The following is a 26,792-nucleotide window of genomic DNA, read 5'->3' on the forward strand; positions in this document are numbered from 1 at the left end:
GACGAAGGAGACAGCCTTGTCGTACAAGGTCATGCACATCTGCCTCTCGGATGGCTGGGGCGGTCTCGAAATGTATCCTGCGCGGATTATACCCGAGCTGCAACGTCAGGGGTGGGAGGCCCATGGTCTGGCGCTGGCCGGCTCGCGGGTCGCCGAGAGCCTGGCGGCGGCTGGCATCGAGCCGCTGACGGTACTTTCCCGGGGGCGGGCCTTGCTGCAGGTGGGGCGCATATTGGCCTACCTTCGACGCCACGGGATCGAGGTGTTGCACTGCCACAAGTCCAGCGACCTGCGCCTGGGAGCGCTGCTGGCGACCCTGCGGCCGACGCTCAGGCTGTTCTTCACCGATCACATGGGGGTCACCCGGCCGAAGAAGGACCTCTACCATCGCTGGGCCTATGGCCAAATCACAAGGCTCTTCGCCATCAGCGAGGCGACGCTGAAGCGCAACCTGGCGGCCTTTCCGCTGCCGCCCGAGCGTATCCGGCGCCTCTACCTGGGCATCGACCTGTCGCCCTATGCGCCGCAGTTGGACGCGGTAGCGCGCGAAGCGTTGCGCGAGGAACTGGGCGTGGCCGTTGGCCAGGTGGCGATTGGCCTGCCGGGCCGCTTGACCGATGGCAAGGGGCACGCGGTATGGCTGGAGGGCCTTGCCCGGCTGCGTGAGCGCGCCCCCTCCCTGAGCTGGCACGGCGTGCTGATCGGCGGCCTGACGGCTCGTGAGGGCAGCGATGAGGCTTATGTGGCACAGTTGCGTACGCGGGTGGCCGAGCTGGGGCTAGTGGAGCACGTGACCTTCACTGGCTTCCGCCCCGATCTACCGCGCCTCTTCGAAGCGCTGGACATCGTCTGCGTGCCATCGCGCAACGAGGCCTTCGGCCTTACCGTGGTCGAAGCCATGGCCGCCGGCAAGGCGATCGTCGGTGCCGACAGCGGGGCGATTCCCGAGCTGCTGGAGGCCGGTTGCGGGCGCCTGGCGGCGCCGCACGACCCGGTGGCCTGGGCCGAAGCCATGGCGGAGCTGGGGCAGGACGCAGCATTGCGGCAGCGGTTGGGCCAGGCTGCCTGCGCCAGGGCCGCACTTCATTTCGATGTGACGACACACGTTAAAGCCTTGATCAGCGAATATGCAGGGAAGGAGTCGAAGCCATGAAAGCCTGGATCGAAAAGGGCGGCTATCTCAACAGTCGCGGCCGCAAGTGGCTGTCGCAGCTGCATGTCGATCGGGTGCGCCGAATCCTGGTGATCCGTCAATGCGCCTTCGGGGACATGATGGCGACGCGCCCGTTCCTCGTTGAACTCAGGCGCCTGTTTCCACAGGCCCACATCACCTTGAGCACCGTCAGTAAGTACCAGTATGCCGTGCCCGACGATCTGGTCGACGAGGTACACGTGCTGAATTCGCGAGGGTCGCTGCGCGAGCAGTGGCATTCGCTGCGCCAGCACCGCGAGGTAGACGTGCTCTTCGATCTGGCCGATACGGCCCGCTCGCGTCTGCAGACCCTGCTCACTCCGGCACGGGTCAAGCTTGGCTTCCCCTATCGGCGCGAACTCAATCGTCTCCTGTTCGATGTCGGCATCCTGCGCTCCGACTTTCACTACGAGGCCGAGGTGCTGCTCGATTTCCTCAAGATCATGGGCCACAAGCCGCAATACCCGCTGGAGTTCGCCATGCCACGCCATCAGCGTGTCCTGGCGAAGCCACGCGTCGTTTACTTCCCCTATGCTGCGGTGGCCGAGAAGTCGCTCTCGCAGGATTCATGGTGCCAGCTGATCGAGCAGGCGGCAGTCGAGTTTCCCGATTATCGCCATGTCCTGCTCGAGGGCACAAGCCCGAGGAGTCGGGAGAATTCCTGTCCGATGTTGCCGCTCGGCACGCGAACGTGGAGATCCAGGCGCGCATGGATCTGGAGCGACTGGCTTCCTGGATGGCGGCTTCCAGCGCGCTGGTGTCAGGCGATACGGGGGTGCGCAACCTGGCGCTGGCCACCCATACACCGACGCTGGCATCTTCTTCATGACCGTGCCGTTCCGCTACTGGCCGCGCTACGAGGACTGTCATGAGGCGGTCTTCCACCGCGATGGCCAGGTGCCGGGCAGGATGGACATATTGCAGGGCTTGGAAGAGCTGCTCGAGCGCCTCTACCCCGAGCGTGGCAAGGCGCGTCAGCCGGCCTCTTCGGAAGCGTAACCGCGGCGGATCGCCGCCATATGCTCGGCGCCGCCGAATTTGGCCAGCGAGCGTGCGAGGCGTTCGAGGTTGGCCTCGCGCCACGGGCCGGGGGCGCGCAGCCGGCAGCGGTCGAGATCGATCAGCCAGACGGTGCCGGCAGCATCGACAAGCAGGTTGCGTGCATTGAGATCGACGTGGTCGAGGCCGGCATCGTGAAAACGCCGCACGGTGGCCCCGACCCGTTCGAGCAGCGATGGCTCGATGCCTTCCAGGTACTCGGTCAGGGTGCGGGCGCCGGGAATGCGCACGGTGATCAGTGCCGCCGTGTAGGTCGGCCCATGGCGGGTGACGCCGGCCGCCACCGGCCGTGGTACCGGCAGGTCTTGGGCGTGGAGGTGGGCGGTGAGACGAAGCTCGCGAAAGGCACGGGTGCGCTCCAGCCCCGTCCACAGATAGCGGCTCTCGCTCACCTTGGCGACCAGCCCGCCGCGGCGATAGCGGCGCAGCACCCACTGTTCGCCTCCAACATCGAGAAACAGGCTGCTGCCGCGGCCGGGAGCAGCACCGATTACCCCCCCTGCGCGGTGCCAGTGGTCGGGTTCGAACAGTGCGGGTCCGATTTGTGGCGCCGACTCGGCGTCACATACACTGTCCGCATCATATAGAATGAAAACCTTTCCCGTTCGACATGTTGCCAAGTGCATGAAGCATCCTCTGCCTGCCCAACCGCGCCATATCGCCGTGCTGCGACTCTCCGCCCTCGGCGACGTGTGCAATCTGGTACCCACCGTACGCGCGCTGCAGCGCCAGTGGCCCGACGCTCGCATCACCTGGATCATCGGCAAGGCGGAACACAGTCTACTGGCCGGCCTCTCGGGGGTCGAGTTCGTCGTCTACGACAAGGCCTCGGGGCTTGCCGGCATGCGCCGGCTGTGGCGTGAACTCGGCGATACCCGCTTCGACGTGCTGTTGCACATGCAGCAGGCGCTGCGCGCCAGCGTGCTCTCGCTGGGGCTCAAGGCCGACGTGAGGGTGGGCTACGACAAGGCGCGCGCCAAGGATGCCCAGCACTGGTTCACTCATCGCCAGCTGGCGCCGCACCCACGTGCCCATGTGCTGGAGTCGTTCCTCGACTTTGCCCGCCTGCTGGGAGTGGAGGATCTCTCGCTGACATGGGACCTGCCGGTGCCTGAAGCGGCCTTCGAGGAGGCCGCAGCACTGACCGGTGCCGCGGCCTATCTGCTGATGAGCCCTTGCGCCAACCCTCGGCTGCGCAATTTCCGCAACTGGTCGGCCGAAGGCTACGCTGCCGTCATCGAGCATGCCTGGGCGCAGTACGGCCTCAAGACCGTGCTCACCGGCGGTGGCAGTACCCAGGAGCGTGAAATGGGCGCGCGCATCGCCGCATTGTCACGTCCGGAGGCGGTAATCGATGCCATCGGCGCCACTTCGCTCAAGGGGCTGCTGGCCCTGATCGGCCGTGCCCGGGTGGTGATCGCTCCCGACTCCGGACCGGTGCACATGGCCAATGCCATGGGCACGCCGGTGGTGGGCCTGTTTGCCACGACCAATCCGGATCGCGCGGCCCCCTATCTATGGCGCGATTTCGTGGTCAACCGCTACCCTGACGCCGTGCGGACCTACATGCATCGCGAGCTAGACGGGATCACCTGGGGACAGCGCGTGCGCCACCCTGATGCCATGTCACTAATTCGCATCGACGACGTCGTCCAGCAGCTCGATGCGCTGTTGATGCGTTCGGACGATGACCGCAAGGAAGAGGAACGACCCGATGAAGCTTGACCTGACCGCGCTGGAGCAGGCGCACGTGCTGGTGGTGGGCGACGTGATGCTCGACCGTTATTGGCATGGCGCCACCTCGCGTATTTCCCCGGAAGCCCCGGTGCCGGTGGTGAGGGTGGACGAGTGTGAGGACCGCCCCGGTGGAGCGGCCAACGTGGCGCTCAACATCGCCTCACTGGGCGCCCACGCCGCGCTCAGCGGCATGGTCGGAGACGACGACAACGCCCGCCGGCTGGTCGAGCGCATGGAGGCTGCTGGCGTCGACACCTACTTCGAGAGCAGCTCCGGCATTCCCACCATCACCAAGCTGCGGGTGATGAGCCGCAACCAGCAATTGATCCGGCTCGACTTCGAGGACGGCCTGGGCGAACTCGATACCCATGGGCTGTTGGCACGGGTCGAGCAGGGGCTTCCCGACTGCAACCTGGTGATTCTCTCCGATTACGGCAAGGGTACCCTCAATCGGGTCGAGGAGCTGATCGCACTGGTGCGCGGTGCGGGCAAGCGGGTGTTGATCGACCCCAAGGGCAACGACTTCACCAAGTATCGCGGCGCCAGCGTGATCACGCCCAACCTGGCCGAATTCGAGGCGGTGGTCGGCCACTGCCGCGATGACGATGAGCTAGCCGCCAAGGGAGCGGCACTGTGTGCCGAACTCGAGTTAGAGGCGCTGCTGATTACCCGCAGCGAGCGGGGCATGACCCTGATTCGTGGCGATCACGAGCCGCTGCACCTGCCGACCCGGGCGCGCGAGGTGTTCGACGTCACCGGCGCCGGCGATACCGTGATTGGCGTGCTGGGGCTGGCGCTGGCGGCCGGCCATGGTTTCCCCGAGGCGATGACCCTGGCCAACCTGGCGGCCGGCCTGGTGGTGGCCAAGCCTGGTACCGCGACGCTCTCCATCGCCGAACTCTACACGGCGGTGCATGGCGACAAGCTGGCCGAGTTCGGCGTCATCGAGGAGGCGCCGCTGATCGAGGCGGTGCGCGCCGCCCAACTGCGGGGCGAACGGGTGGTGATGACCAACGGCTGCTTCGACATCCTGCATGCCGGTCACGTAGCCTACCTGGAGCACGCCCGGCAGCTCGGCGACCGGCTGGTGGTAGCGGTCAACGACGATGCCTCCATCGCCCGGCTCAAGGGACCCAAGCGCCCGATCAATCCACTCGCCCGGCGCATGCAAGTGCTGGCCGGCCTCGGTGCGGTGGACTGGGTGGTGCCGTTCAGCGAAGACACTCCGCAGCGCCTGATCGAGGCGGTATTGCCCGACGTGCTGGTCAAGGGTGGAGATTACCGTGTCGACGAGATCGCCGGTGGCGATGCGGTGCGCGCCGCCGGGGGTGAAGTGAAGGTGCTGGGCTTCGAGGACGGCGTCTCCACTACGGCCATGATCGCTACTATTCTCGATCGCGAGAGCTGATGCCCAGGCCCCCTAGCCGCTGGCCTCGCTGGCTCTACTCGGCGGCGCTCTATCTGCTCTCGCCGCTGATCTGGAGGCGGGTCTGGCGTGAGCATGCGCTCACCAACCAGCGGCGTGAGCGGCTGGGGCTGATACCGCGCCAGCCGGCCGGGACGCCCCGTATATGGCTGCACTGCGCCTCGGTGGGCGAAGTACAGGCCGCCCGCCCGCTGGTGGAGGCGCTGCTGGCGCACTACCCGAGTCGCCGCCTGGTGATCACCACCATGACCGCCACCGGCGCCGAACGGGTACAGGCTCTAGTGGAGGCAATGCGCCGGGCCGGGGAGCCTGAACGCATTGGGCATCGCTTCCTGCCGCTCGACTTCCCTGGCACCGCGCGGCGCTTCGTCGCGCGGCTGGAGCCCGAACTTGCCATCTTCTTCGAGACCGAAATCTGGCCTAACCTGCTGACGGCATGCCGCCGCCGCGGTGTGCCCACGGCGGTGGTCAACGGCCGCCTATCGCCGCGTGCTTTTCGCAGCTACCGCCGCCTGCGGCCCTTGATGGCGTCGGCCCTGGCCCAGCTCGACTGGCTGGCCGCCAAGTCCCGCGGCGACGCCGAGCGCTTCCGTGCGCTGGGCATGCCGACGACGCGTATCGACGTGGTAGGGTCGCTCAAGTACGACCTGACGCCGGACGCTGCGACGAGCGAGGCCAGCAAGCTGCTGTGCACGCGCCTTGGCTCACGCCCCGTCTGGGTGGCCGGTTCGACCCACCCCGGCGAAGACGAGCAACTGCTTGAAGCCCATGCCCGCCTTCGTCAGCACTATCCCAATGCCCTGTTGATCCTGGTGCCGCGCCATCCTCAGCGCTTCGAGGCGGTGGCCGAGCTCGTCCAGGAGCGCGGAATGACGTTGGCGCGGCGTGCCCGCGGCGAATGGCCGGATGGGCGTACCGCGGTGTATCTGGGCGATACCATGGGCGAGCTGCTCACCCTGTACGGCGCTGCCGACCTGGCCTTCGTCGGCGGCAGCCTGGTGCCGGTGGGAGGACACAACCTGCTCGAGCCGGCCGCGATGGGCGTGCCGGTACTGACCGGCCCCGAGCTGGCCAACTTCGTCGACGTGGCCGAGACCCTGCGCCAGGGCGGCGCGCTGGTCGAAGTGAGTGGTAGCGCCATGTTGGCCGATACCCTCGTTACCCTGTTCCTCGACGAGGCCGAGCGCCACCGCCTGGCCGAGGCCGGCCTGGCGGTGGTGGCGGCCAATCGCGGCGCGCTGGCGCTCACTCTGGCCGGATTGGCACGCCTGCTGCCCGGTGAGTAAGCCTCCACTTACCGTCTGACGGCGATCAGGCGGGAGTAAGGCGCTCCACGCCCTGCTCGGTGCCCAGCAGCAGCACGTCGGCACCGCGCGCGGCGAACAGGCCGTTGGTGACCACCCCGACGATGGCGTTGAGGCGTGCCTCCATGGCCACCGGGTCGTCGATCATGAACTCGAAGCAGTCGATGATCTGGTTGCCGTTGTCGGTGACCACGCCCTCGCGATAGACCGGGTCGGCACCCAGCTTGACCAGCTCGCGTGCGACATAGGAGCGGGCCATGGGAATCACCTCCACCGGCAACGGGAAGGCGCCCAGGCGCTCGACGCGCTTCGAGGCGTCGGCGATGCAGATGAAGCGTTCGGCGCAGGCGGCCACGATCTTCTCGCGGGTGAGTGCCGCGCCGCCGCCCTTGATCATGTGCAAGTGAGCGTTCACTTCGTCTGCGCCGTCGATGTAGAAAGGCACCGTGCCCACGCTGTTGAGTTCAAACACCTCGATACCGTGGCGGCGCAGACGCTCGGCGCTGGCCTCGGAGCTGGCCACGGCGCCCTTGAAGTCGTCGCGTAGCCGCGCCAGGCGGTCGATGAACAGGTTGGCGGTGGAGCCGGTGCCGATGCCAAGGATGGTGTCGCGCTCGAGCCGCGGTTCGATCTCGGCAATGGCGGCGGCGGCCACGGCGTCCTTCAGTTCGTCCTGGGTCATGTCTTGCTCGTATCAGTGAATGGCGGGTGCCGCGCCATTATAGGCCACGTTGCGCCTCCTGCCGACGCGTCCGCTGGACGGCAAGGTAGCGGAAATGCTACCTATAGGGGTTCTCTGCAGTGCAGCACAGGCTGCCGCCCCTCTGCGCCACTCTTGGAAACGTCAGGATGCTCGAAGCCACCGTCAAGAAGATCCTCCAGGCTCACGTCTACGAAGCCGCACGTGAAACGCCAATCTCTCCGGCTCCCTTCCTGTCACGCCGCTTCAACAACCAGATCCTGATCAAGCGCGAGGATCTGCAGCCGGTCTACTCGTTCAAGATTCGTGGCGCCTACAACAAGATGGCGCAGCTCTCCGAGGAGCAGAAGGCCAAGGGTGTCATCGCCGCTTCGGCCGGCAACCATGCCCAGGGGCTGGCTATGGCGGCCAAGCTGATGGGGGTCAAGGCGGTCATCGTCATGCCGCGCATCACGCCGGAGATCAAGGTCCAGGCGGTACGTGCCCGGGGGGCCAAGGTGGTGCTCAAGGGGGATGCCTTCGCCGCCGCCGCCGAGCATGCTCAAGAGTTGATCGCCGAGCACGGCTATACCTACATTCCTCCCTTCGACGACATCGATGTCATTGCTGGCCAGGGCACCGTGGCCGTGGAGATCCTGCGCCAGCACACCGGGCCGCTGGATGCGATCTTCGTGCCGGTGGGCGGTGGCGGGCTGATCGCCGGTGTGGCGGCCTACGTCAAGTACCTGCGCCCCGACATCAAGGTGATCGGCGTCGAGGCCGAGGACAGCGCCTGTCTCAAGGCGGCGCTTGCGGCCGGCAAGCGCGTGACTCTCGATCAGGTCGGCGTGTTCGCCGAGGGCGTGGCGGTGGCGCAGATCGGCAAGGTGCCGTTCAAGGTCGTGCGCGACCTGGTCGACGACGTCATCACCGTCAACGCCGACGAGATGTGCGCAGCGGTCAAGGATATCTTTGACGATACCCGCGCGGTGTCGGAGACCTCGGGTGCGCTATCCCTGGCCGGGCTCAAGAAGTATATCCAGCAGACCGGCGTCGAGGGCCAGACCCTGCTATGCATCAACTCCGGGGCCAATACCAACTTCGACCGCCTGCAGCACATCGCCGAGCGCACCGAACTGGGCGAGCAGCGCGAGGCGATCCTGGCCGTGACCATTCCCGAGCGCCCCGGCAGCTTCAAGAAGTTCTGCCGCACCATCGGCAAGCGCATGGTGACCGAATTCAACTACCGCTACGCCGACCCCGAGGAGGCGCATATCTTCGTCGGCGTGCAGGTCAAGCCGGGTGGCGAGGATCGCCAGGCGGTGATCGACAAGCTGCGCGAGGCCGGCTATCCGGTGGTCGACCTGACCGACAACGAGCTGGCCAAGCTGCACATTCGCCACCTTGGCGGCGGCCGTCCCAAGGAGCACTTTGCCGAAGAAGTCTATCGCTTCGAGTTTCCCGAGCGCCCCGGCGCGCTGATGAACTTCCTCACCCACCTGCCCCAGGACTGGAACATCTCGCTGTTCCACTATCGCAACCACGGCGCCGCCTTCGGCCGCGTGCTGGTCGGCATGCAGGTGCCCAATGGCGATCGTGCCCATGTCGAGGAGCATTTCGACGAGATCGGCTATCGCTACTGGAAGGAGTCGGACAACGACGCCTACCGCCTGTTCATGGCCTGAATGCTCGACGATCTGGTAGGTAAGCGTTGACTTACGCCAAAGCGCCGAATTGGCTTGGGTTTCTTTTTGTAATCGCGGTTTGAATCGGTTGTCATCAAACCGTCTCAAGCCCTATAGTCGGCGCTGTCGTGGGCTACTGCGACGCTCTTCAACCACGGGAACGTCAGGGAGCAGGTAACAATGAAGCGTAAGCCCGATCTGGTCATGGCACTGGTGCTGGCGTTTGGCATTGGTGTGGTGGTCACCGGCTATGCCCAGGCGCTGACAGGCGGCTGAGTCGGCGGACAGTGCCATGAGTAGATGATCTCGCAACCGGTCGGAGCCCTGCTTCGGCCGGTTTTTTCATTGCCGGCCACGTCGTCGCTCAGGGGCGCACGACCCGTGCGTCGCTGGCGATGGCATCCAGCGGTACGTCCCAGGGGGCGACGGGCAGGCGGTCCACCCGCTGGCAGTCGTGGGCCAGCCCGATCAGGGTGGGTCGCGGGCCGGGGCGCCGGGTGAAGGCCAGGCTGCGGTCGTAGAAGCCGCCGCCCATGCCCATACGCTGGCCTTGATCGTCGAAGCCCACCAGCGGCAGCAGGATCAGGTCCAGGGCCCAGGCCGCCAGGCGACGAGCACGATGAGCGCCGTGACGGGTATGAGGCTCCGGTATGCCGAAGCGGTTACGCCGCATGGGCGTGCCCGGATGGTAGTGGACGAACCACAGGCTGTTCTCCGACAGCGGTTTCAAGACCGGCAGGTAGACGCGAACTCCGCGGCGGGTCAGCCAGGGAATCAGCGGACGGGGATCGATCTCGCCATCGTTGGGCAGGTAGAGTGCCACGCGCCTGGCGCGGCGCACCTCGGGTAGCTGGCGCAGCCTGCCGCACAGTGCGCGATCGGCCTGGCGTCGCTGCTGGGGGCTCAGTGCTCGGCGTCTGTGGCGCAGCTCCTGACGCAGCTGGCGTCGGGAAGCGAAAGTCGAAGAGGAAAGCGCGTCGTGCTGGTCGTTCATGATGCGGTGGGGTTCCCCAGAGTGCCGCTGTCGTTCTGGCCCTTGAACCCTTGGTTCAAGGTGGGTGGCCGCAGCCGAACCGTCAGGCTTTCCGACGCACGGACATGCACACGGGTCCGGCTAGCTAATGGCCGCCCTGGGTATTGCTCATAGGCTCGAGGGACTTCAACGACTGGCCAACACCCCAGGGAACACCCTCATCGTATCAGAGCTGGCAGGCGGGTCCAACGTCATTCGGCGGAAGTTCGGCTGCGCAGCGAGGCGCCCGCCGTGGCTTGCTCCAGACGCTCGCTGAGTTGGCCGAGCTGCTGCTCCTCGTGGCGGCGGGTATCCAGCACCTCCAGCAGCTCATGGGCGATGTTCAGGGCTGCCATGAGCGCCACGCGCTCGTTGCCGAGCAGGTTGTTCTGGGAGTGGATGCCTTGCATGGCGCGATCGAGGTAGCGGGCGGCGCGCTCCAGCTTGCGCTCTTCGCCGGGATTGCAGGCGAACACGTAGTGCCGGCCCAGTAGGGTCACCTGGGCGGTGGGGCGAGAGGCGTCTTCGCTCATGGCGGGCTCCGGTGTCGGCTTGTCGACCCGATGCGTTAACATCGGGTGAAACAAGACGGATCAATTCAGTCACTCACTATAAGAGAGCCCTTCGCAGACGGTCAACGCAGCGCCGTTCGCAGGAGGACATTCACCGCAATCCGACCTAGGGGTTCTTGCATGTCAACGACCGAAGACCGCCCGGACTTTTCCACCATTGCCGATCTGTTCCTCTCCCACGGCAGCATGCAGTCGCCCGCCTTTCTCGACGGCCGCCTGTGCGCCGAGCTGGCGCTTCACGATCTCACCGCCGAAGCCTGGCTGGAAGAGGTCTGTCATGGGCTCGGCATCGAGCAGCCCCGCGATCGCGAGAGCGGCGAGGCGCTGCTGGCCTGGCGCCGCCAGACCCTGGATGCCCTTGCCGATGCCGCCCTCAACTACGAGCCGCTGCTGCCCGACGATCTGTTCTCGCTGGCCGAGCGGGCTCGGGGCCTGCAGGAGTGGACGCTCGGTTTTCTCGAGGTGATCGAGGATGCCGGCGACAAGCCGCGCCAAGGCTGGTCGCAGGCGCTGCGCGAGGCCATCGAGGACCTCGAGGCGCTGGGCGGCATGGAGACCGATCTCGAGGACAACGCGGAGAACGAGAACGACCTGTTCGCGCTGACTGAGCATGCCCGCATGGCTGCCATGCTGCTGTACACCGAGCAGCACCCCGGTCAGCCGCAGGTAGAGAGCGGCGAGCCCATCCAGCATTAGGAAGTCCAGGCCTTGCCCAAGCCCAAGATTCCTTTTTCCGTAGCACGCAAGGAGCCATGATGCTGCCCGATCCCCTGCCCCGCCCCGCCCCTATCGGCAACGACGAATACCGTGCCCGCCGGACGGCACTGATGCGGCAACTGCCGAAAGACAGCGCTGTGCTGCTGCTCGGTGCCGGGCTCGTCACCCGCTCGCGTGATAGCGACTACCCCTTTCGCCAGAACAGCGATTTTCACTACCTGACCGGGTTTCCCGAGCCCGACGCCCTGCTACTGCTGCTGCCGGGACGCACCGAAGGTGAAAGTGTGCTGTTCTGCCAGGAGCGTAACCCCAGCCTGGAAGCCTGGACCGGTATTCGACTGGGGGCCGAGGGGGCCGTGCGCGAGCACGGTGTCGATCAGGCTTACGAGAATGGCGAGCGCGACGCGCGTCTGGAGACGCTGCTCGACGGCCGCACGACACTTTACCTGATGCTCGACGATACCGAAGCCATGGCGCTGGCCGATGACGTGCGCGGGCGCCTGGCCGCGCGGGTGCGGCGCGGTGCCCTTCCACCGCGCAGCTATGCCGACCTGGCGCCGCTGCTGCATGCACAGCGGCTGATCAAGAGCGAACACGAACTCGCCCTGATGCGCCATGCGGCACGCATCTCGGCCCTGGCGCACCTGCGTGCGATGCGCACCGCCCGCCCCGGCCTTGCCGAATACCACCTTCAGGCGGAGCTCGAGCACGAGTTTCGCTGGCACGGCGGCAGCGGGCCGGCCTACGCCAGTATCGTAGGTGGCGGCGCGAACGCTTGTGTGCTGCACTACATCGAGAATAACAAGCCGTTACGCGAGGGCGAGCTGGTGCTGATCGATGCTGGGGCCGAGTTCGAGCTGTATGCCGGGGACATTACCCGCACCTTTCCTGTCGACGGCCGCTTCAGCGATGCCCAGCGTGCGCTCTACGAGCTGGTGCTGGCGGCTCAGGAGCGTGCCGTGGAGGCAGTTCGCCCCGGCGCGACCCTTACCGAAATCCATGATGGCGTGGTACGTGATCTCACTGCCGGCCTGATCCGTCTGGGGCTGCTGCAAGGCAAGGTCGAGGCGCGCATCGAGGACGAGAGCTACAAGCGCTTCTACCTGCACTCGACGTCGCACTGGCTGGGGCTCGACGTTCACGACGTGGGGGAGTATCGCCTCCAGGGTGAGCCGCGACCGCTGGAACCGGGCATGGTGCTGACGGTGGAACCTGGCCTGTATATCCCACCTGACGAGGACATCGCGCCCGAGTTTCGCGGTATCGGTATCCGTATCGAGGATGACGTGGCGGTAACCGCCGAGGGGCACGAGGTGCTGACCGCCGACGTACCCAAGCGCGTGGCGGATATCGTGGCGTTGATGGCTAGCGAGTAACCAGTGAAGGACGCTTTCTTCATGCTATTACGTAATTTACGTTACGAAACGCTGGACTGTAGTACGGGTCTGGCCTCATGACGGCGGCCGGTACGCATCAGGTGGACATTGCCATCGTCGGCGGCGGCCTGGTGGGGGCCAGCCTGGCCTGTGCCCTGGCGCCGCTGATCGAGCGCCACGGCATCAAGGTGGCGGTGGTGGAAGCCGCGCCCTTGACTAATAGTGCCAGTACGCCCTGGCAGCCCAGCTTCGATGCGCGTTCCAGTGCCATCGCCCAAGGTTCGGCTGAGCGCTTTCGTGCCATGGGGCTATGGGAGCCGATGTCCGAGCAGGCCGCGGCCATCCATCACATCCATGTGAGCGAAAAGGGGCATCTGGGGGTAACCCGGCTCACCGCCGCCGAGCTCGACCAGCCGGCGCTGGGCTATGTGATTTCCAATGCCTGGATGGGGCGCGTACTGCACCGCCGCCTGGCCGAGTTGCCTGTCGAGTGGCACTGCCCTGCCAGCGTGGAGGCGATCGACACCGCGGAGGAAGGGTATCGCCTCTCGCTTTCCGACGGTTGTACGCTGCAGGCCGGTCTGACGGTGCTGGCCGACGGCGGTCGCTCGGGGCTCAAGGAGCAGCTCGGCATCGCCAGCGATGCGACGCCTTACGATCAGGTCGCGCTGATCGCCAACGTCGAGGTCAGCCATCCGCACGACGGCGTCGCCTACGAGCGCTTCACTCGCGAGGGCCCCATTGCCCTGTTGCCGCTGCCGGGCCAGCAAATGGCGCTGATCTGGACCCACCCCGCAGGGCGTGAGCAGGCGCGGCTGGCGCTCGGCGACGGCGATTTCCTGGCCGAGTTGCAGCGTGCCTTCGGCGATCGGGCCGGGCGCTTTCGGCGCGTCGGCAGCCGCCATGCCTACCCGCTCACCCTGGTCACCGCCCGGGAAACCATCCGACCGGGGCTGGCAGTGCTGGGCAATGCCGCCCACTCGCTGCACCCTGTGGCCGGTCAGGGGTTCAACCTGGCGCTGCGCGGCGTGACCGATCTGGTCGCGGCTCTGGAGCAGGCCATCGCCGATGGCCAGCCGTTCGGCGGCATGCTGACGCTGCGCGACTTCGAGGCCAGGCGTATCGTCGATAGGCATCAAGTGATTCGCTTCAGCGACGGTCTGATACGGCTGTTCGGCATTGATCACGGTCTGCTGGCCCACGCCCGCGCCGCTGGGCTGGTGGGGCTCAACCTCATCGGCCCGCTGCGCCGAGGGCTGGCGCGCCGTGCCATGGGGCTGGAACGTTGAAATAACGCCGCGGCGGATGTATCGGCGACACGCGCCGATATCTCGGCGGGTGATGGATGGGCGAGGGAGTGAACAATGACGGAAACGGCGCAACGGCCGACGGCGCACTATGAAGTCATCATCGTGGGGGGCGGCATGGTAGGTGCCGCCCTGGCTGCGCTATTGGGTCGGGCGGAGGTGGCCGTGGCCCTGCTCGACGCCCGCCCCGAGCCGGTCGCCGCCGACCGGGTGGGGCGTGGCTTGCCGGCGATGCGGGTCAGCGCCTTGACTCCGGTATCCCAGCGGCTGCTGGAAGGCCTGGAAGCCTGGTCCTGGATGGCGGAGCGCCGGGTGACGCCTTATCGCTTCATGCAGGTGTGGGATGGCGAGGGTAGCGGTGAAGTGGGCTTCTCGGCGGAACAGGCCGGCGTGCCGTTACTGGGCCACATCGTCGAGAACGATGTCATTCTGGCGGCACTGGAGCGATCGCTGGCCGAGCTGCCCACGGTTGCCGTGCAGCTCGGCACGCGAGTGACGGGGCTGGAAGCGGGGCCTGCGGGACGCGTGGTGGAACTCGACGATGGCCGTCGCCTCTCGGCGCCATTGGTAGTGGCGGCCGATGGGGCGCTCTCGCCGCTGCGTGAGATGGCGGGCATCCCGGTGCACGCCCACGATACCGGCCATGTGGCGGTGGTGACCACGGTGCGCACCGAGCGCGGGCACGGCGGCGTGGCGCGCCAGGTGTTCCGGGAAAGCGGTCCGCTGGCCTTCCTGCCGCTGACGGTGGATGGCGATGAGCGCTACTGCTCCATCGTGTGGTCGACCTCGCCGGAAGAGGCCGAGCGACTGGTCGCGCTGGCTCCCGAGGGGCTGGCCCGCGAGCTGCAAGCGGCCTTCGAGGCGCGCCTGGGGGCGGTGGAAGTGGTCGATCGTGCCCTGGCGGTGCCCTTGACCCAGCGCCATGCCGAGCACTACGTAGCACCGGGCTTCGCCCTGGTGGGCGATGCGGCGCATAGCATTCATCCGCTGGCGGGACAGGGCGTCAACCTGGGGCTGATGGACGTGGCGGTGCTGGCCGAAGAGGTGCTCGTCGCGAGGCGGCGAGGCATACCCTTGGGCGAGGTGCGCATGCTGGTGCGCTACGCTCGTCGCCGTCGCGGCGACAATGCCGCCATGCTGGCGCTGATGGATGGCTTTCGCCTGCTGTTCGGTACCCGCCACCCGACGCTGACGCTGGCACGCAACCTGGGGCTTGCCGGCGTCGACCGGCTGGTGCCGCTCAAGCGACTGCTCATGCGCCAGGCAATCGGCGAACGTGGCCAGCTACCGGTATCCTGCCGCTGAGCCGCGCCCCGGCTGTGTCAGCGGCCGGGGCGCGAAGCGCGTCATCTATCCCGCCGTTCCAGCACGTTCAGTGCCTTGAGCAGGTTGAGCGCCTCGCCGAGCTGGTAGTCCTCGCGCAGGCGTTCGGCCATCTCGGTGGAAACCCGCGGTTCGCTGCGTGAGCGCAGGTGCCCCTCGAGATCGGCCTCGCGCAATTGACGGCTGCTTTCGGTGACCTCGAGCCGGCCGCGCACCACGGCGACATCGGGCTCGATGCCCATGGCCTGGATCGAGCGGCCATTGGGCGTGTAGTAGAGCGCCGTGGTCAGCTTCAGCCCTTCACCGTTGCCGAGTGGCATCACCTGCTGCACCGAGCCCTTGCCGAAGCTCTCGGTACCCATGATCACGCCGCGGCGCTGATCCTGGAGCGCGCCGGCGACGATCTCCGCGGCGGAAGCACTGCCGCCGTTGATCAAGACCACCAGCGGTACGTCGGGAGCCGCGGTTTCGCGGCTGGCCGAGAAGCGCATCTGGGTATCGGGCAGGCGTCCCTCGGTGTAGACCACCAGACCCCCTTCGAGGAAGGCGTCGGCCACGGCGACGGCGGCCTGCAGTATGCCGCCCGGGTTGTTGCGCAGGTCGAGGACCAGGCCCTGCAGCGCCCCGTCACGCTCCATGCGACGGATGGCGGCGTTGACCTGCTCGCCGGTGCGGCTCTGGAACTGGCTGACACGGAGGTAGCCATAGCCCGGCTCCAGCATCTCGCTGCGCACGCTCTCGGTGCGAATGATCTCACGGGTCAGGGTCACGTCGAGCGGGGCATCTTCGCCGCTGCGCAGGATGGTCAGCTGAATCCTGCTGCCGGACTCGCCGCGCATCAGGGTCACGGACTCCTGCAGTGAAAGGCCCTCGGTGGGAGTGCCGTCGATCTCCAGGATGACGTCGCGGGCCTGCAGGCCGGCGCGCGAGGCGGGCGTGTCGTCGATCGGCGTGATCACCGTGAGGCGACCGTCCTCGAGGCCGACCTCGATGCCGATGCCGCCGAACTCGCCCTCGGTGGACTCCCGCAGGCTCTGGAACTCGCTGCGGTCGAGGTAAGCCGAATGCGGGTCGAGTTCGCTGAGCATGCCGCGCATGGCGTTGCGTAGCAGGGTACTGTCGTCGACCTCCTCCACATAGGCGCGCTTGATCCGTTCGAACACCTCGGCGAAGGTCTGGATGTCTTCCAGCGGCAGCGTATCGGCGGGCGGAGTCGCCTGGGCGGAGGCCGGCGGGGCGATGAGGGACAGCGCCAGCAGCGCCGTCGCCAGCACAGCGGCCATCGATCGTCGGGGAGCGGACAGTAGGCGGGCGGGACGTGAGGGCATGCGAACTCCGCTGTTACGAGGCGAGGCTGACCAGCATAGCCCGAGGCCCCGGGCTTGTGAAATCCCTGTCATCGTCATCTCCGTGCAATCCAGGCCTGTGGGTCAATGGGGTCGCCGTTACGGCGAACTTCGAAATAAAGCGCCGGCGTGGTATGGCCTCCGCTCTTGCCCACCGTACCCAGGGTATCACCCCGTGAGACGGCCTGGCCGACGCCGGTGCCGAACTGCTGCAGATGGGCATAAAGGGTCATGACGTTGTCGCCATGATCGATGATCAGCAAGTTGCCGAAGCCGCGCATCCAGTCGGCGAAGACCACCCGCCCGGCATGCACCGCCTGTACCGGTGTGCCCTCCCGGGCCTCGATCAGGATGCCGTTGTAGTGCACCCCGTCGCCGCGCCGATAGTTCGAGGTCACGTTGCCCTGTACCGGCCAGGGCAGATCGCCCCGGGTGCGCTCGATGGCGGTGGAGGGTGGCGGGCGCTGCAGCCGGGCGAGCTCCTCGCGGACACGCTCCAGCACCTGCTCGGCTTCGCTGCGGTCGCGGTTGAGGCGTGCCAGGCGCGACTGCTCGTCGCTGTAGCGTGCGTCCAGCTCCGCGACCAGGCGTTCACGCTCGGCCAGGCGCTCGGCAAGCTCGGCGCTGCGCGCGGCGAGTTCGTCGGCCAGGGCGCCCATTCGTTCGCCGCGCGCCTGCAGTTCGCGGTGGTTCTCGCTCAGTTGGGCATCGAGCCGGGCGATCTCGTCCAGCCGCGCGTTGCGGGCGCGGGCCAGGTGGTTGAGGTAGGTCTGCAGGCGGTCGAGCCGTGCCGGGTCGTCCTGATTGAGCAGCAGCTTGAGCTGCGGGGAGAGCCCCAGTCGATAAAGCGCGTCCAACTGCACGTTGAGTGCCTCGACCTGTTCGGCCCGTTCGGCCCGCAGTGCGTCGCGGGCAGACTCGAGCGTCTCTATCTCGTCACTGAGCCGGCGGCGGTCGGCCTGGATGGCGTCCAGCCGGGCATGGGTTTCGGCGAGGGCGGTCTCGACCTGACGCAGCGCCTGGGTGGCCTCGTCCTGGGCCTCGCGGGTCTGGCCCAGGCGGCGGCTGAGCGCCTGGATCTCGCTGCCGATGGCGTCGAGACGCTCCTGGGCCTCCTGCTCGCTGGGCTGGGCCAGTGCACTGGCCCCGATCAGCCCCGGCAGCATGGCGAGAGCCACCAGCAGGGCTCTCAATGGGTAGCGCCACCGGGTCCGACTCATGGTTGCACGGGCTCGCAAGCGCTGGTCATGCCGGTTCGATCAACACCCGGCCGGTCATCTCCTCGGGAATCGGCTGCTCCATCATCGTCAGCAGAGTCGGCGCGATGTCGCACAGGCAACCGTCGTCGAGCAGCTTGACGGAGCGGGGGCCGACGTAGATCAGCGGCACTTCGAAGGTGGTATGGGCGGTCTGGGTCACACCGGTGTCGGGGTTGACCATCTGCTCGGCATTGCCGTGGTCGGCGGTGATCAGGCAGGCACCGCCGGCACGCTCAATGGCCTCCACCACCCTGCCGACGCAGGCGTCAACCGCCTCGATGGCCTTGACCGCGGCGTCGAAGTCACCGGTATGGCCGACCATGTCGCCGTTGGCGTAGTTGCACACGATCAGGTCGTAGCGGCCCGAGTCGATCGCTTCCACCAGGCGGTCGGTCACTTCCACGGCGCTCATCTCGGGTTTCTCGTCGTAGGTCTTGACGTCCTGGGGCGAGGGCACCAGCACACGGGTCTCACCCTCGAATTCGGCCTCGCGGCCGCCGGAGAAGAAGAAGGTGACATGAGCGTACTTCTCAGTCTCGGCGATGCGCAGCTGGGTCAGGCCGCGGCTTTCCATCACCTCGCCCAGGGTGTTGTGCAGGTCGGCCGGCGGAAAGGCGGCCGGGGCGGGGATGTCGGCGGCGTACTGGGTCAGGGTGACCAGGCTGCCACCGGCCAGCGCCGGGCGCACGCGACGCTCGAAGCCGTTGAAGCCATCCTCGACGAAGGCGCGGGTCAGCTCGCGGGCACGGTCGGCGCGGAAGTTCATGAAGATAGCCGCGTCGCCGTCGCCGATGGCCGCCGGCCCTTCGCCGTTGCGCACCACGGTGGCGGTGACGAACTCGTCGTTCTCGCCGCGATCGTAGGCGGCACGCAGGCCCTCCTCGGCGCTGCTGGCCTGGTATTCGCCCACCCCCTCGGTGAGCAGCCGGTAGGCCTTCTCGACGCGATCCCAGCGGTTGTCGCGGTCCATGGCGAAGTAGCGGCCGACGATCGAGGCGACGAAGCCGTTGTCGGCCCCGACCAGCTCGGCGAGACGGGCGTTGGTGCGCTCGATGGAAGGCAGGGCGCTGCGCGGCGGCATGTCGCGGCCGTCGAGGAAACCGTGCACGTAGATGCGCTGGGCGCCGCGGCGGGCGGCCAGCTCGGCCATGGCCAGGATGTGGTCTTCGTGACTGTGCACGCCGCCGGGAGAGAGCAGGCCGAGCAGGTGAACGGCGCGGCCCGCGCTCACGGCGGCATCGATGGCATCGGTCAGCGCGGCGATGGTGTCGAGGTCGCCGTCCTCGATGGCCTTGGAGATGCGGGTGAGTTCCTGGTACACGACCCGGCCGGCGCCCAGGTTCATGTGACCGACCTCGGAGTTGCCCATCTGCCCCTCGGGCAGGCCCACGTACTTGCCGTCGGTGTGCAGCAGGGCATGGGGACGCTCCTGCCACAGCCGATCCATGTTCGGCGTGCGAGCCGCGGCGACGGCGTTGTCGGTGGGATCGGGGTTATGGCCATAGCCATCCAGAATGATCAGCGCAACGGGGCGTGGGGCGGTCTGAGTCGTCATTGGGGTAATGAGCCTCTTGAGCATGATGGGCGCGACATCGGGCCGTCCGGGGGGCTGTCCTCGGCCGATTCGCCAGTGCGGCGATGGGCGGCGGGTCTTCCTGAGTCGCTCGAGGGCCGCACGGGACAAGCACCTGGACGACGGGGTCGCGACTTGAGTCGGCTTGCGGCATCATAACGCACGGTCAGGCGAGCGTCATGGTTCCGGCAAAACGCTGGCGGTCCCATGCCGCGGTGCTTCGGCATTGGTGTATACTCTCGCCTTCCGGGTGCCCTACCCTACCGATATTCTCGCTATTTCCGACAAAGAGTGTGCCGGACCCATGATCGATCAGCTGTTCGAATTCGTGCAGAATCACCCGCTTCTGGTGGGCGCCTTCCTCATGGTGCTGACCGCCTGGATCATCTACGAGGTCCGCAACAGTGCCGCCAGCGGCGTGTCGTCCAGCCAGGCGACCCAACTGGTCAACCGCGAGGATGCCGTGGTGGTGGATACCCGCGAGGCGAATGATTTCAAGGCCGGCCATATCGCCGGTGCACGCAACATCCCCCAGAGCCGCATCGACGATCGCATGAGCGAGCTCGAGAAGGTCAAGGACAAGCCGATCATCGTGGTCTGCAAGAGCGGCCAGGCATCGGGCATTACCGTGGCCAAGCTGACCAAGGCCGGCTTTACGCGGGTCTTCAAGCTCAAGGGCGGCATGATGCAGTGGCAGGCCGACGGCCTGCCGGTGGTCAAGAAGTAGCCAATACACAAGACGCACGACGCAAGAGGAATCTTCCCATGGCCGATGAGAACAGCCAGAACGCCGCCGGCGGCAACCAGGCCGCCGCGGGCCAGCAAAACAAGCAACAGCTCCAGTTCGCCGTTCAGCGTATCTACGTCAAGGACATCTCCTTCGAGGCGCCGAACTCGCCCGCCGTATTCCAGCAGCCGTTCAAGCCCAAGGTCGGCCTGGACCTGAATACCAGCAGCAAGAAAGTCGGCGAAGACCTCTACGAAGTGTCGATCAAGGTGACCGCGCAAGTGCGTCACAGCGAGGAGGGCACAACTTCCTTCCTGGCCGAGATCGAGCAGGCCGGCCTGTTCCGCATCAGCGGTATCGAGGGTGCCCAGCTCGAGCACACCCTGGGGGCCTTCTGCCCCAACGTACTGTTCCCCTACGCCCGGGAGTGCATCGACAACCTGGTCAACCGCGGCGGTTTCCCGCCCCTGATGCTGGCGCCGGTCAACTTCGAGGCGATCTTCGCCCAGAAGAAGAAGCGCGAGGCCGAGCAGGCCCAGCAGCAGGGCGAGCAAACCACCCAGTAAGGGCGCGTCGCGTGTCGACCGGCCCGCGCATTCACGTCGCCGCCGACTTCAGTGTCGGCGGCGACGTCGTTCTACCCGAAGGGCCGGCACGTCATGTGGCGCGGGTGCTGCGCCTGGGCGAAGGCGCGCCGGTGCGGCTGTTCGACGGTGCCGGCCTGGAGGCCCGCGCGGTACTCGTCGAGGCCGGGCGCAAGCGCGTGGTGGCCCGCATCGAGGCGGTGGAGGCGGGCCGCGGCGAGTCGCCGCTGGCGGTGTACCTGGGCCAGGCGATCTCCAAGGGCGACCGCATGGACTATGCCATCCAGAAGGCCGTCGAGCTGGGTGTTGCCGCCATCACGCCGCTCTACACCGAGCACGGCGACGTGCGCCTCAAGGGCGAGCGCGAGGCAAAGAAGCACGCCCACTGGCAGGCGGTGGCCGCTAGCGCCTGTGAACAGTGCGGTCGCGCCGTGGTGCCCACCGTGCATCCGCCTAGGCCGCTGGCCGAATGGCTCGACGAGCGCCACGAGGCGCTGCGGCTGGTGCTGCACCCGGGCACGGCGAGAGCGCTCGAGCAGGTCGACCCGCCCGCCGATGCCGCGCTGCTGATCGGCCCCGAGGGCGGCCTCTCTTCCGCCGAAGTCGAGGCTGCCACGGCCGCAGGTTTCTCCCCGCTCTCCCTCGGCCCGCGCATTCTGCGTACCGAAACCGCGCCGGTGGTGGCGCTGTCCCTGCTGCAGCACCGCTTCGGCGACCTGCGCTGATTCCCCACCTCACAAGATGCATTGAACTTTAGTCGCTGTTGGCCGAGAGCCGGCTTGTGCGCTTCTGCGTTCCCGTTTAAGTTGTATGATGTATGACAAACGAAGGCGATAGGGGCTCCTCTACCGGACTGAAGTTGCCTTCCAACGGGTCGATGCATGAACAAGAGGGTGTCTTCGTGAAGTTTTCCAGAGCAGCCGTAATGGAAGCATTGGGCGATGGATTGCTGTCTTTCCCCATTACCGATTTCGATAAGGAGGGGCGGTTCGATGCGGACAGTTACCGTCGTCGTCTGGAGTGGTTCATCAGCCATGATATCTCGGCCGTATTCGTCGCCGGCGGCACGGGGGAGTTCTTCAACCTCACGCTCGAAGAGTACCGCGATGTGGTTCGTGTGGCCGTGGAAACCGTCGCTGGTAGACTACCGGTCATCGCCAGCGCGGGCCTGAGCGTTGCCAGCGGCAAGCTCTTCGCCAGGGCGGCCGAAGAGGCGGGTGCCGACGGTGTCCTGCTGATGCCGCCTTACCTCACCGAATGCCCCCAGGATGGCTTGGTGGCATACGCGCGCGCGATCTGTGATGCCACCGCGCTCAATGTCGTTTACTACAACCGCGGCAACGGCGTGCTCGATGTCGCGGCGGTCCGCCAACTGGCCAACGATTGCCCCAACCTGATCGGTCTCAAGGACGGCAAGGGCGACATCCAGGCGCTGAACAGGATCATCAAGACCATCGGCGACCGGCTGGTCTATGTGGGCGGCGTGCCCACCGCGGAGATCTTCGCCGAAGCCTATCTCGCCATTGGGGTGAATACCTATTCATCCGCCGTGTTCAACTTCGTGCCGGACATGGCCGTCAAGTTCTATCGGGAACTGCGCGCGGGAAATGCCGAGGTCGTGAAACGCATTACTCAAGACTTCTTCATTCCCTTCGTCGATCTCAGGGATCGTAAGCCAGGCTATGCCGTCAGCCTGATCAAGGCGGGCGCGGAAATCATCGGCCGTCCGGCCGGTAGTGTCAGGGCACCTTTGGTCATGCCCACTTCGGAGGAGCGTAATCAGCTGGAAAAACTCGTCGGCATCGCTCAGCAGTTGTAAGAACCACCCACACAAGCTCATACCTTAGAAAAACAGCGAGGAGCACGTCATGAAAACAACCTCAACAACCAAGACGTTCTATGCAATTGCCGCTACCGCCACCCTGGTGACCATGGCGCTGCCGGCGCAGGCCGACACCTGGCGCGGCTGGAACATTCACCCGCCGGGATATCCCAACACCGTGGCGCTGGAGGCCTTTGCCAAGAACGTGACCGAGCGTACCGAAGGGCGCATCACGGCGCAGGTCTACAACAACGGCGTGCTTGGCGACCAGCCCGATGCTATCGAGCAGACCCGCAGCGGGGTGTTGAATTTCGCCAACTTCAACATGGGACCGATGGGACCCATCGTGCCGGAAACCAACGTACTCTCGCTGCCCTTCATCTTCAGCAGCGTCGAGCACATGCACGAGGTGATGGATGGCGAGATCGGCCAGCAGTTTGCCGAGGCCCTCGCCGAGAAGAACCTGGTGGCCCTCTCCTGGTTCGACTCCGGTGAGCGTAGCCTCTACAACACCAAGCGTCCCATCCACACGCCCGAGGACGTGCAGGGGCTGAAGATCCGGGTCATGAACAACGACCTCTACGTCGACATGATCGAGGCGCTGGGCGGCAACGCGACGCCAATGGCCTATGGTGAGGTATATCAGTCGTTGAAGACCGGCGTGCTCGACGGGGCGGAGAACAATTATCCCTCGTTCCAATCCAGCAACCACTACGAGGCCGCCGAGTACTACTCTCTCACGGAACACCTGATCATTCCCGAGTGCTTGTGCATTGCCAGGGCGAGCTGGGAGGCGCTTTCCGCCGAGGACCAGGAGATCGTGCGCGAGGAGGCGATCAAGGCCTCGGCCATGCAGCGTGAGTTGTGGGTCGAGGGCTCCGAGGCGAGCCGCCAGGTCGTGCTGGACGCTGGCGTCCAGGTCAACGAGGTAGAGGACAAGGCCGCCTTCCAGCAGCTCATGGGACCGGTTTATGCGGGCTTCATCGAGGCGAATCCCGACCTCGAGAGCCTGGTCAACGCCATCCGGAACTCGAACTGAGCTTCGCTGCAATGCCCCCTTGGCGCCATGCGCGCCGAGGGGGAAGGAGGCTTATGCCCATGAGAACCTATGTCGATGTCGAGGCTGCCGTGACGCTTCCCCGCCTGAAGAAAATCACCGGCAAGTTACTGGATGGCCTGGCCAACCTTTGCCTGGCGGTGGCGGGCGTCATGCTCGTCTTCCTCATCGCCATCTTCGGCTGGCTGGTGTTCGGCCGCTACGTACTCAACAACACGCCGACCTGGGTCGAGCAGGCTGCCCTGCTGCTGGTGGTCTACATCACCTGCCTGGGGGCTGCGGCCGGGGTCAGGGGAAATTCCCACTTGAGCATCGACTTCGTGCGCGAAGGCATGCCCGAGCCCTTCAGGACGGTCTTTCGCTATGTCGCCGATCTCTTCGTCATCGCCTTCGGCGCCTTCATGGCCTACCAGGGTTGGGGCCTGGTGATGGCCAACCTGGAGCGGGCGATACCGATGATCCGCCTCGCCGAGAGCTGGCGCGCCGCGCCCCTGGTGATCTGCGGCGTGCTGATCGTGCTGTTCTCCGTGGCCAATATCGTGTCGCGAATTACCGCTAACGCATCCAACGAGGGTAACTGACATGGGCCTGGCCATTCTGTTCGGTGTCTTCTTTCTCGGCCTGGTGGCAGGCGCCCCCGTGGCCTTCGCCGTGGGGCTGGCCGCCGTGGCCACCTTCCTCTACGAGGGGCTGCCGCTGTTCGTGGCGTTCCAGCGCATCCTGTCGGGGATCTCGGTCTTCTCGCTGCTGGCCATTCCGTTCTTCATCTTTGCCGGCGAGCTGATGCTGCACGGCGGGATCTCCGCCCGCCTGGTGCGCCTGGCGTCCGCTGCGGTAGGCAAGATGCGCGGCGGACTGGGCATCGTCAACGTCAGCTCCTCGATGCTGTTCGGCGGCATCTCTGGCTCGGCCGTGGCCGATACCTCGGCGCTTGGTTCGATCCTGGTGCCGGTGATGAAAGAGAAGGGCTACGACGCCGACTATGCCGTCAACGTCACGGTGACCTCCTCGGTCGCCGGCGTGGTGATCCCCCCGAGCCACAACATGATTCTCTATGCCGTAGCGGCTGGCGGTGGCATTTCGGTCACCCAACTGTTCATCGCCGGTATCGTGCCGGGCATCCTGATGTGTTTGACGCTGGCCGTGGCGGCCTACCTGGTGGCGGTGAAACGCGGCTACCGGGGTGAGACCTTTCCCGGCTGGGACGTGCTGATCATTAGCCTGGCCGCGGCCCTGCCGGGGCTGCTCACGGCGGTGATCATCGTCGGTGGGGTGCTGTCGGGCATTCTCACCGTGACCGAATCCGGGGCCTTCGGCGCCATCTATGCCATCGTCGTCACCGCGCTGGTCTACCGCGAGCTGCGCTGGGCCTCGTTCAAGGCGGCGGTGCTGCAGTCGGTGAAGACCACTGCACTGGTGATGATCCTGGTCGGCTGCGCCTCGGCGTTCTCCTACCTGCTGGCGCTCTACAACGTGCCGCTGCTGCTGACCGACGTGCTGATGGCGCTTTCCGACAAGCCCATCGTCATCTTCCTGCTGCTCAACCTGCTGTTGCTGGGGCTTGGCATGATCATGGACATGGCGGCACTGATCCTGATCTGTACGCCGATCTTCCTGCCGGTGGCGATGCAGTTCGGCATGGATCCGATCCAGTTCGGCATCATCATGATGATGAACCTGGGGCTGGGGCTGTGCACGCCGCCGGTGGGGGCCTGCCTGTTCGTCGGCTGCGTGATCGGCAAGATCAAGATCGAAGAGGCCGTGCGCACCATCTGGCCCTTCTACCTGGCGCTGTTCGTCGCCCTGATGCTGGTGACCTACGTGCCGGCCGTCTCGCTGTCGTTGCCGGCGCTGTTCCGCTGAGCACCCTTTCGACCGAACCGTAACGGACTCGATGATGAAAATTGCAGCCGTACACACCCATATCCTCGACCACGTGCTCGACACCACCTTTGAGAGCGCTTCGATGCACTTCGCCCGGCGCCAGCACTGCCTGGTCGAGATCGTCTGCGACGACGGCACCACTGGCTGGGGCGAGTGCCTGGGGCCGGCCCAGCCCAACGCGGCGGTGGTCAAGGCCTACAGTGCCGCGCTGATCGGCCAGGACCCGCTGCAGACCGAGAAGCTCTGGTTGGAGCTCTACAACCGACTGCGCGACCAAGGCCAGCGCGGCCTGACCGTGACCGCCCTGAGCGGCATCGACATCGCCCTGTGGGACATCAAGGGCAAGCGCTTCGGCGTGCCGATCTCGACCCTGCTCGGCGGCCGCTTCCGTGACAGCGTGCGGGCCTACGCCACCGGTTCGTTCCGCCGTGCGGGTGTGGACCGGGTCGAGGACAACGCCCGCGAGGTGGCGGGCTACCGCCACGAGGGTTTTCATGCGGTGAAGATCAAGATCGGTTTCGGCGTCGAGGAGGATCTGCGCGTCATCGAGGCGGTGCGTGAATCGATCGGTCCCGACATGCGTCTGATGATCGACGCCAATCATGGCTACGACTACCTGGAAGCCGTCGAAGTGGGCCGTCGGGCGGCGAAGTTCGGCATCGACTGGTTCGAGGAGCCGGTGCTGCCCGAGCACGTCTCGGCCTATCGGGCGGTGCGTGCCGACCAGCCGATCCCGGTGGCCGGCGGCGAGACCTGGCACGGCCGCTATGCCATGCACGAACCTCTGGCGACCCGCGCCGTGGACATCATCCAGCCCGACATCTGCGGCGTCGGCGGCTTCACAGAGATTCGCCGGGTGGCGGACATGGCGGCGCTGCACGGCGTGCGCCTGGTACCGCACGTGTGGGGCACCGCGGTATGCCTGGCCGCCAGCCTGCAGTTCATGGCCGCACTGCTGCCCAACCCGCCGCGGCGCGACCCACTCGAGCCGATCCTCGAGTTCGACCGCACCGAGAACCCCTTCCGCCAGGCGGTGGTGACCACCCCCATCGAACACTACCGGGGCGTGGTGGCGATACCGGATGGGCCCGGGCTCGGTATCGAGATCGACCGCGAGGCGCTCGCCCGCTTCGCCCTCGTAGAGGCATGAC

The 26,792-nt window shown here is 66.3% G+C and carries 26 protein-coding genes and 1 other RNA gene; 19 read left to right on the plus strand and 8 right to left on the minus strand.

Features of this window, described 5'->3' with window-relative positions; all coding sequences use genetic code 11:
* Positions 1-16 precede the first annotated feature (16 nt).
* The 3 genes from EKK97_RS00065 to EKK97_RS24095 are packed head-to-tail and all read left to right on the plus strand — an operon-like array spanning position 17 to position 2,191.
* Positions 17-1,153: a glycosyltransferase family 4 protein gene (locus tag EKK97_RS00065; protein WP_159547802.1), complete on the plus strand. Its 1,137-nt coding sequence runs from the start codon at positions 17-19 to the stop codon at positions 1,151-1,153.
* Positions 1,150-2,064: a glycosyltransferase family 9 protein gene (locus EKK97_RS00070; protein WP_236551330.1), complete on the plus strand. Its 915-nt coding sequence runs from the start codon at positions 1,150-1,152 to the stop codon at positions 2,062-2,064. The genes EKK97_RS00065 and EKK97_RS00070 overlap by 4 nt, the downstream gene beginning before the upstream one ends.
* Complete coding sequence (locus EKK97_RS24095; protein ID WP_236551331.1) at positions 2,018-2,191, plus strand: hypothetical protein; 174 nt, start codon at positions 2,018-2,020, stop codon at positions 2,189-2,191. The genes EKK97_RS00070 and EKK97_RS24095 overlap by 47 nt, the downstream gene beginning before the upstream one ends.
* Here the strand turns inward: EKK97_RS24095 and EKK97_RS00075 are convergent.
* Positions 2,167-2,841, minus strand: a complete 675-nt coding sequence (locus tag EKK97_RS00075) for a 3-deoxy-D-manno-octulosonic acid kinase (protein ID WP_422673585.1) — start codon at positions 2,839-2,841, stop codon at positions 2,167-2,169. The two genes, EKK97_RS24095 and EKK97_RS00075, sit on opposite strands and share 25 nt — an antisense overlap.
* 34 nt (positions 2,842-2,875) lie before the next feature.
* On the opposite strand from EKK97_RS00075, the gene EKK97_RS00080 reads away from it, so the two are divergent.
* From EKK97_RS00080 to waaA, 3 genes are read left to right on the plus strand one after another with little or no spacing between them, the layout of a single operon-like run.
* Positions 2,876-3,976 carry a glycosyltransferase family 9 protein gene (locus tag EKK97_RS00080; protein WP_159547805.1) on the plus strand — a complete coding sequence of 367 codons (1,101 nt, stop codon included), beginning with the start codon at positions 2,876-2,878 and terminating at the stop codon, positions 3,974-3,976.
* Entirely contained in the window at positions 3,966-5,396 is a 1,431-nt protein-coding gene (gene hldE / locus EKK97_RS00085) for a bifunctional D-glycero-beta-D-manno-heptose-7-phosphate kinase/D-glycero-beta-D-manno-heptose 1-phosphate adenylyltransferase HldE (protein WP_159547806.1), read from the plus strand. Before EKK97_RS00080 ends, hldE begins: the two co-directional genes overlap by 11 nt.
* Positions 5,396-6,700: a lipid IV(A) 3-deoxy-D-manno-octulosonic acid transferase gene (waaA, locus tag EKK97_RS00090; protein WP_159547807.1), complete on the plus strand. Its 1,305-nt coding sequence runs from the start codon at positions 5,396-5,398 to the stop codon at positions 6,698-6,700. The genes hldE and waaA overlap by 1 nt, the downstream gene beginning before the upstream one ends.
* Positions 6,701-6,725: 25 nt before the next feature.
* On the opposite strand, the gene rpiA is transcribed toward waaA, so the two are convergent.
* A complete protein-coding gene (rpiA, locus tag EKK97_RS00095) occupies positions 6,726-7,400 on the minus strand; it encodes a ribose-5-phosphate isomerase RpiA (RefSeq protein ID WP_159547808.1) in 675 nt (224 codons plus the stop codon).
* Positions 7,401-7,567: 167 nt separating this feature from the next.
* Between rpiA and ilvA the strand changes: the two genes are divergently transcribed.
* Entirely contained in the window at positions 7,568-9,082 is a 1,515-nt protein-coding gene (gene ilvA / locus EKK97_RS00100; RefSeq protein ID WP_159547809.1) for a threonine ammonia-lyase, biosynthetic, read from the plus strand.
* Positions 9,083-9,446: 364 nt separating this feature from the next.
* Here the strand turns inward: ilvA and EKK97_RS00105 are convergent, their stop codons facing one another.
* From EKK97_RS00105 to EKK97_RS00115, 3 genes are all read right to left on the minus strand, one after another.
* A complete protein-coding gene (locus EKK97_RS00105; protein ID WP_159547810.1) occupies positions 9,447-10,076 on the minus strand; it encodes a 5-formyltetrahydrofolate cyclo-ligase in 630 nt (209 codons plus the stop codon).
* Between the two features lie 9 nt (positions 10,077-10,085).
* Positions 10,086-10,270: non-coding RNA, 6S RNA (gene ssrS, locus EKK97_RS00110), on the minus strand.
* 36 nt (positions 10,271-10,306) lie between these two features.
* Entirely contained in the window at positions 10,307-10,627 is a 321-nt protein-coding gene (locus EKK97_RS00115; RefSeq protein ID WP_159547811.1) for a cell division protein ZapA, read from the minus strand.
* Positions 10,628-10,786: 159 nt separating this feature from the next.
* Here EKK97_RS00115 and EKK97_RS00120 point away from each other — a divergent pair, with 159 nt between their 5' ends.
* The 4 genes from EKK97_RS00120 (at position 10,787) to EKK97_RS00135 (ending at position 15,371) form a co-directional block, all read left to right on the plus strand.
* Positions 10,787-11,362 carry a UPF0149 family protein gene (locus EKK97_RS00120; protein WP_159547812.1) on the plus strand — a complete coding sequence of 192 codons (576 nt, stop codon included), beginning with the start codon at positions 10,787-10,789 and terminating at the stop codon, positions 11,360-11,362.
* A 59-nt stretch (positions 11,363-11,421) separates the two neighbouring features.
* Positions 11,422-12,759, plus strand: coding sequence for a Xaa-Pro aminopeptidase (gene pepP / locus EKK97_RS00125; RefSeq protein WP_159547813.1), 1,338 nt, complete (start codon positions 11,422-11,424; stop codon positions 12,757-12,759).
* A gap of 77 nt (positions 12,760-12,836) precedes the next feature.
* Positions 12,837-14,048, plus strand: coding sequence for a 2-octaprenyl-6-methoxyphenyl hydroxylase (gene ubiH, locus EKK97_RS00130; protein ID WP_159547814.1), 1,212 nt, complete (start codon positions 12,837-12,839; stop codon positions 14,046-14,048).
* A 75-nt stretch (positions 14,049-14,123) separates the two neighbouring features.
* The gene (locus EKK97_RS00135) at positions 14,124-15,371 is read left to right on the plus strand and encodes a UbiH/UbiF/VisC/COQ6 family ubiquinone biosynthesis hydroxylase (protein WP_159547816.1); all 1,248 of its coding nucleotides are present in this window, start codon (positions 14,124-14,126) and stop codon (positions 15,369-15,371) included.
* 41 nt (positions 15,372-15,412) lie between these two features.
* On the opposite strand, the gene EKK97_RS00140 is transcribed toward EKK97_RS00135, so the two are convergent.
* From EKK97_RS00140 to gpmI, 3 genes are all read right to left on the minus strand, one after another.
* Positions 15,413-16,717, minus strand: a complete 1,305-nt coding sequence (locus EKK97_RS00140; protein WP_159547818.1) for a S41 family peptidase — start codon at positions 16,715-16,717, stop codon at positions 15,413-15,415.
* 74 nt (positions 16,718-16,791) lie between these two features.
* The gene (locus tag EKK97_RS00145) at positions 16,792-17,955 is read right to left on the minus strand and encodes a murein hydrolase activator EnvC family protein (RefSeq protein ID WP_234287062.1); all 1,164 of its coding nucleotides are present in this window, start codon (positions 17,953-17,955) and stop codon (positions 16,792-16,794) included.
* A gap of 25 nt (positions 17,956-17,980) precedes the next feature.
* The gene (gpmI, locus tag EKK97_RS00150; protein ID WP_159547820.1) at positions 17,981-19,549 is read right to left on the minus strand and encodes a 2,3-bisphosphoglycerate-independent phosphoglycerate mutase; all 1,569 of its coding nucleotides are present in this window, start codon (positions 19,547-19,549) and stop codon (positions 17,981-17,983) included.
* Between the two features lie 322 nt (positions 19,550-19,871).
* Here gpmI and EKK97_RS00155 point away from each other — a divergent pair, with 322 nt between their 5' ends.
* The 8 genes from EKK97_RS00155 (at position 19,872) to EKK97_RS00190 (ending at position 26,791) form a co-directional block, all read left to right on the plus strand.
* The gene (locus EKK97_RS00155) at positions 19,872-20,294 is read left to right on the plus strand and encodes a rhodanese-like domain-containing protein (RefSeq protein ID WP_159547822.1); all 423 of its coding nucleotides are present in this window, start codon (positions 19,872-19,874) and stop codon (positions 20,292-20,294) included.
* A gap of 38 nt (positions 20,295-20,332) precedes the next feature.
* Complete coding sequence (secB, locus tag EKK97_RS00160) at positions 20,333-20,860, plus strand: protein-export chaperone SecB (RefSeq protein ID WP_159547824.1); 528 nt, start codon at positions 20,333-20,335, stop codon at positions 20,858-20,860.
* Positions 20,861-20,871: 11 nt separating this feature from the next.
* Complete coding sequence (locus tag EKK97_RS00165; protein ID WP_159547826.1) at positions 20,872-21,603, plus strand: 16S rRNA (uracil(1498)-N(3))-methyltransferase; 732 nt, start codon at positions 20,872-20,874, stop codon at positions 21,601-21,603.
* A gap of 176 nt (positions 21,604-21,779) precedes the next feature.
* A complete protein-coding gene (kdgD, locus tag EKK97_RS00170) occupies positions 21,780-22,697 on the plus strand; it encodes a 5-dehydro-4-deoxyglucarate dehydratase (RefSeq protein WP_159547828.1) in 918 nt (305 codons plus the stop codon).
* A gap of 49 nt (positions 22,698-22,746) precedes the next feature.
* Positions 22,747-23,739 (plus strand): TRAP transporter substrate-binding protein, encoded by a 993-nt coding sequence (locus EKK97_RS00175; RefSeq protein ID WP_159547830.1) that lies wholly within the window; start codon positions 22,747-22,749, stop codon positions 23,737-23,739.
* 59 nt (positions 23,740-23,798) lie between these two features.
* Positions 23,799-24,338, plus strand: coding sequence for a TRAP transporter small permease (locus tag EKK97_RS00180; RefSeq protein WP_159547832.1), 540 nt, complete (start codon positions 23,799-23,801; stop codon positions 24,336-24,338).
* Between the two features lies 1 nt (position 24,339).
* Complete coding sequence (locus EKK97_RS00185) at positions 24,340-25,620, plus strand: TRAP transporter large permease (protein WP_159547834.1); 1,281 nt, start codon at positions 24,340-24,342, stop codon at positions 25,618-25,620.
* A gap of 34 nt (positions 25,621-25,654) precedes the next feature.
* Positions 25,655-26,791 (plus strand): mandelate racemase/muconate lactonizing enzyme family protein, encoded by a 1,137-nt coding sequence (locus EKK97_RS00190; protein ID WP_159547836.1) that lies wholly within the window; start codon positions 25,655-25,657, stop codon positions 26,789-26,791.
* Position 26,792 lies beyond the last annotated feature (1 nt).

Source organism: Billgrantia tianxiuensis, from assembly GCF_009834345.1.
GTDB classification, from domain to species: Bacteria; Pseudomonadota; Gammaproteobacteria; order Pseudomonadales; family Halomonadaceae; genus Halomonas; species Halomonas tianxiuensis.

Excerpts from the sequence above, each read along its gene's own strand:
- EKK97_RS00070 (WP_236551330.1), top strand. The coding sequence starts at position 1,150 with ATGAAAGCCTGGATCGAAAAGGGCGGCTATCTCAACAGTCGCGGCCGC.
- EKK97_RS24095 (WP_236551331.1), top strand. The coding sequence starts at position 2,018 with ATGACCGTGCCGTTCCGCTACTGGCCGCGCTACGAGGACTGTCATGAG.
- EKK97_RS00080 (WP_159547805.1), top strand. The coding sequence starts at position 2,876 with ATGAAGCATCCTCTGCCTGCCCAACCGCGCCATATCGCCGTGCTGCGA.
- hldE (WP_159547806.1), top strand. The coding sequence starts at position 3,966 with ATGAAGCTTGACCTGACCGCGCTGGAGCAGGCGCACGTGCTGGTGGTG.
- waaA (WP_159547807.1), top strand. The coding sequence starts at position 5,396 with ATGCCCAGGCCCCCTAGCCGCTGGCCTCGCTGGCTCTACTCGGCGGCG.
- rpiA (WP_159547808.1), bottom strand. The coding sequence starts at position 7,400 with ATGACCCAGGACGAACTGAAGGACGCCGTGGCCGCCGCCGCCATTGCC.
- ilvA (WP_159547809.1), top strand. The coding sequence starts at position 7,568 with ATGCTCGAAGCCACCGTCAAGAAGATCCTCCAGGCTCACGTCTACGAA.
- EKK97_RS00105 (WP_159547810.1), bottom strand. The coding sequence starts at position 10,076 with ATGAACGACCAGCACGACGCGCTTTCCTCTTCGACTTTCGCTTCCCGA.
- EKK97_RS00115 (WP_159547811.1), bottom strand. The coding sequence starts at position 10,627 with ATGAGCGAAGACGCCTCTCGCCCCACCGCCCAGGTGACCCTACTGGGC.
- EKK97_RS00120 (WP_159547812.1), top strand. The coding sequence starts at position 10,787 with ATGTCAACGACCGAAGACCGCCCGGACTTTTCCACCATTGCCGATCTG.
- pepP (WP_159547813.1), top strand. The coding sequence starts at position 11,422 with ATGCTGCCCGATCCCCTGCCCCGCCCCGCCCCTATCGGCAACGACGAA.
- ubiH (WP_159547814.1), top strand. The coding sequence starts at position 12,837 with ATGACGGCGGCCGGTACGCATCAGGTGGACATTGCCATCGTCGGCGGC.
- EKK97_RS00135 (WP_159547816.1), top strand. The coding sequence starts at position 14,124 with ATGACGGAAACGGCGCAACGGCCGACGGCGCACTATGAAGTCATCATC.
- EKK97_RS00140 (WP_159547818.1), bottom strand. The coding sequence starts at position 16,717 with ATGCCCTCACGTCCCGCCCGCCTACTGTCCGCTCCCCGACGATCGATG.
- EKK97_RS00145 (WP_234287062.1), bottom strand. The coding sequence starts at position 17,955 with ATGAGTCGGACCCGGTGGCGCTACCCATTGAGAGCCCTGCTGGTGGCT.
- gpmI (WP_159547820.1), bottom strand. The coding sequence starts at position 19,549 with ATGACGACTCAGACCGCCCCACGCCCCGTTGCGCTGATCATTCTGGAT.
- EKK97_RS00155 (WP_159547822.1), top strand. The coding sequence starts at position 19,872 with ATGATCGATCAGCTGTTCGAATTCGTGCAGAATCACCCGCTTCTGGTG.
- secB (WP_159547824.1), top strand. The coding sequence starts at position 20,333 with ATGGCCGATGAGAACAGCCAGAACGCCGCCGGCGGCAACCAGGCCGCC.
- EKK97_RS00175 (WP_159547830.1), top strand. The coding sequence starts at position 22,747 with ATGAAAACAACCTCAACAACCAAGACGTTCTATGCAATTGCCGCTACC.
- EKK97_RS00180 (WP_159547832.1), top strand. The coding sequence starts at position 23,799 with ATGAGAACCTATGTCGATGTCGAGGCTGCCGTGACGCTTCCCCGCCTG.
- EKK97_RS00185 (WP_159547834.1), top strand. The coding sequence starts at position 24,340 with ATGGGCCTGGCCATTCTGTTCGGTGTCTTCTTTCTCGGCCTGGTGGCA.
- EKK97_RS00190 (WP_159547836.1), top strand. The coding sequence starts at position 25,655 with ATGAAAATTGCAGCCGTACACACCCATATCCTCGACCACGTGCTCGAC.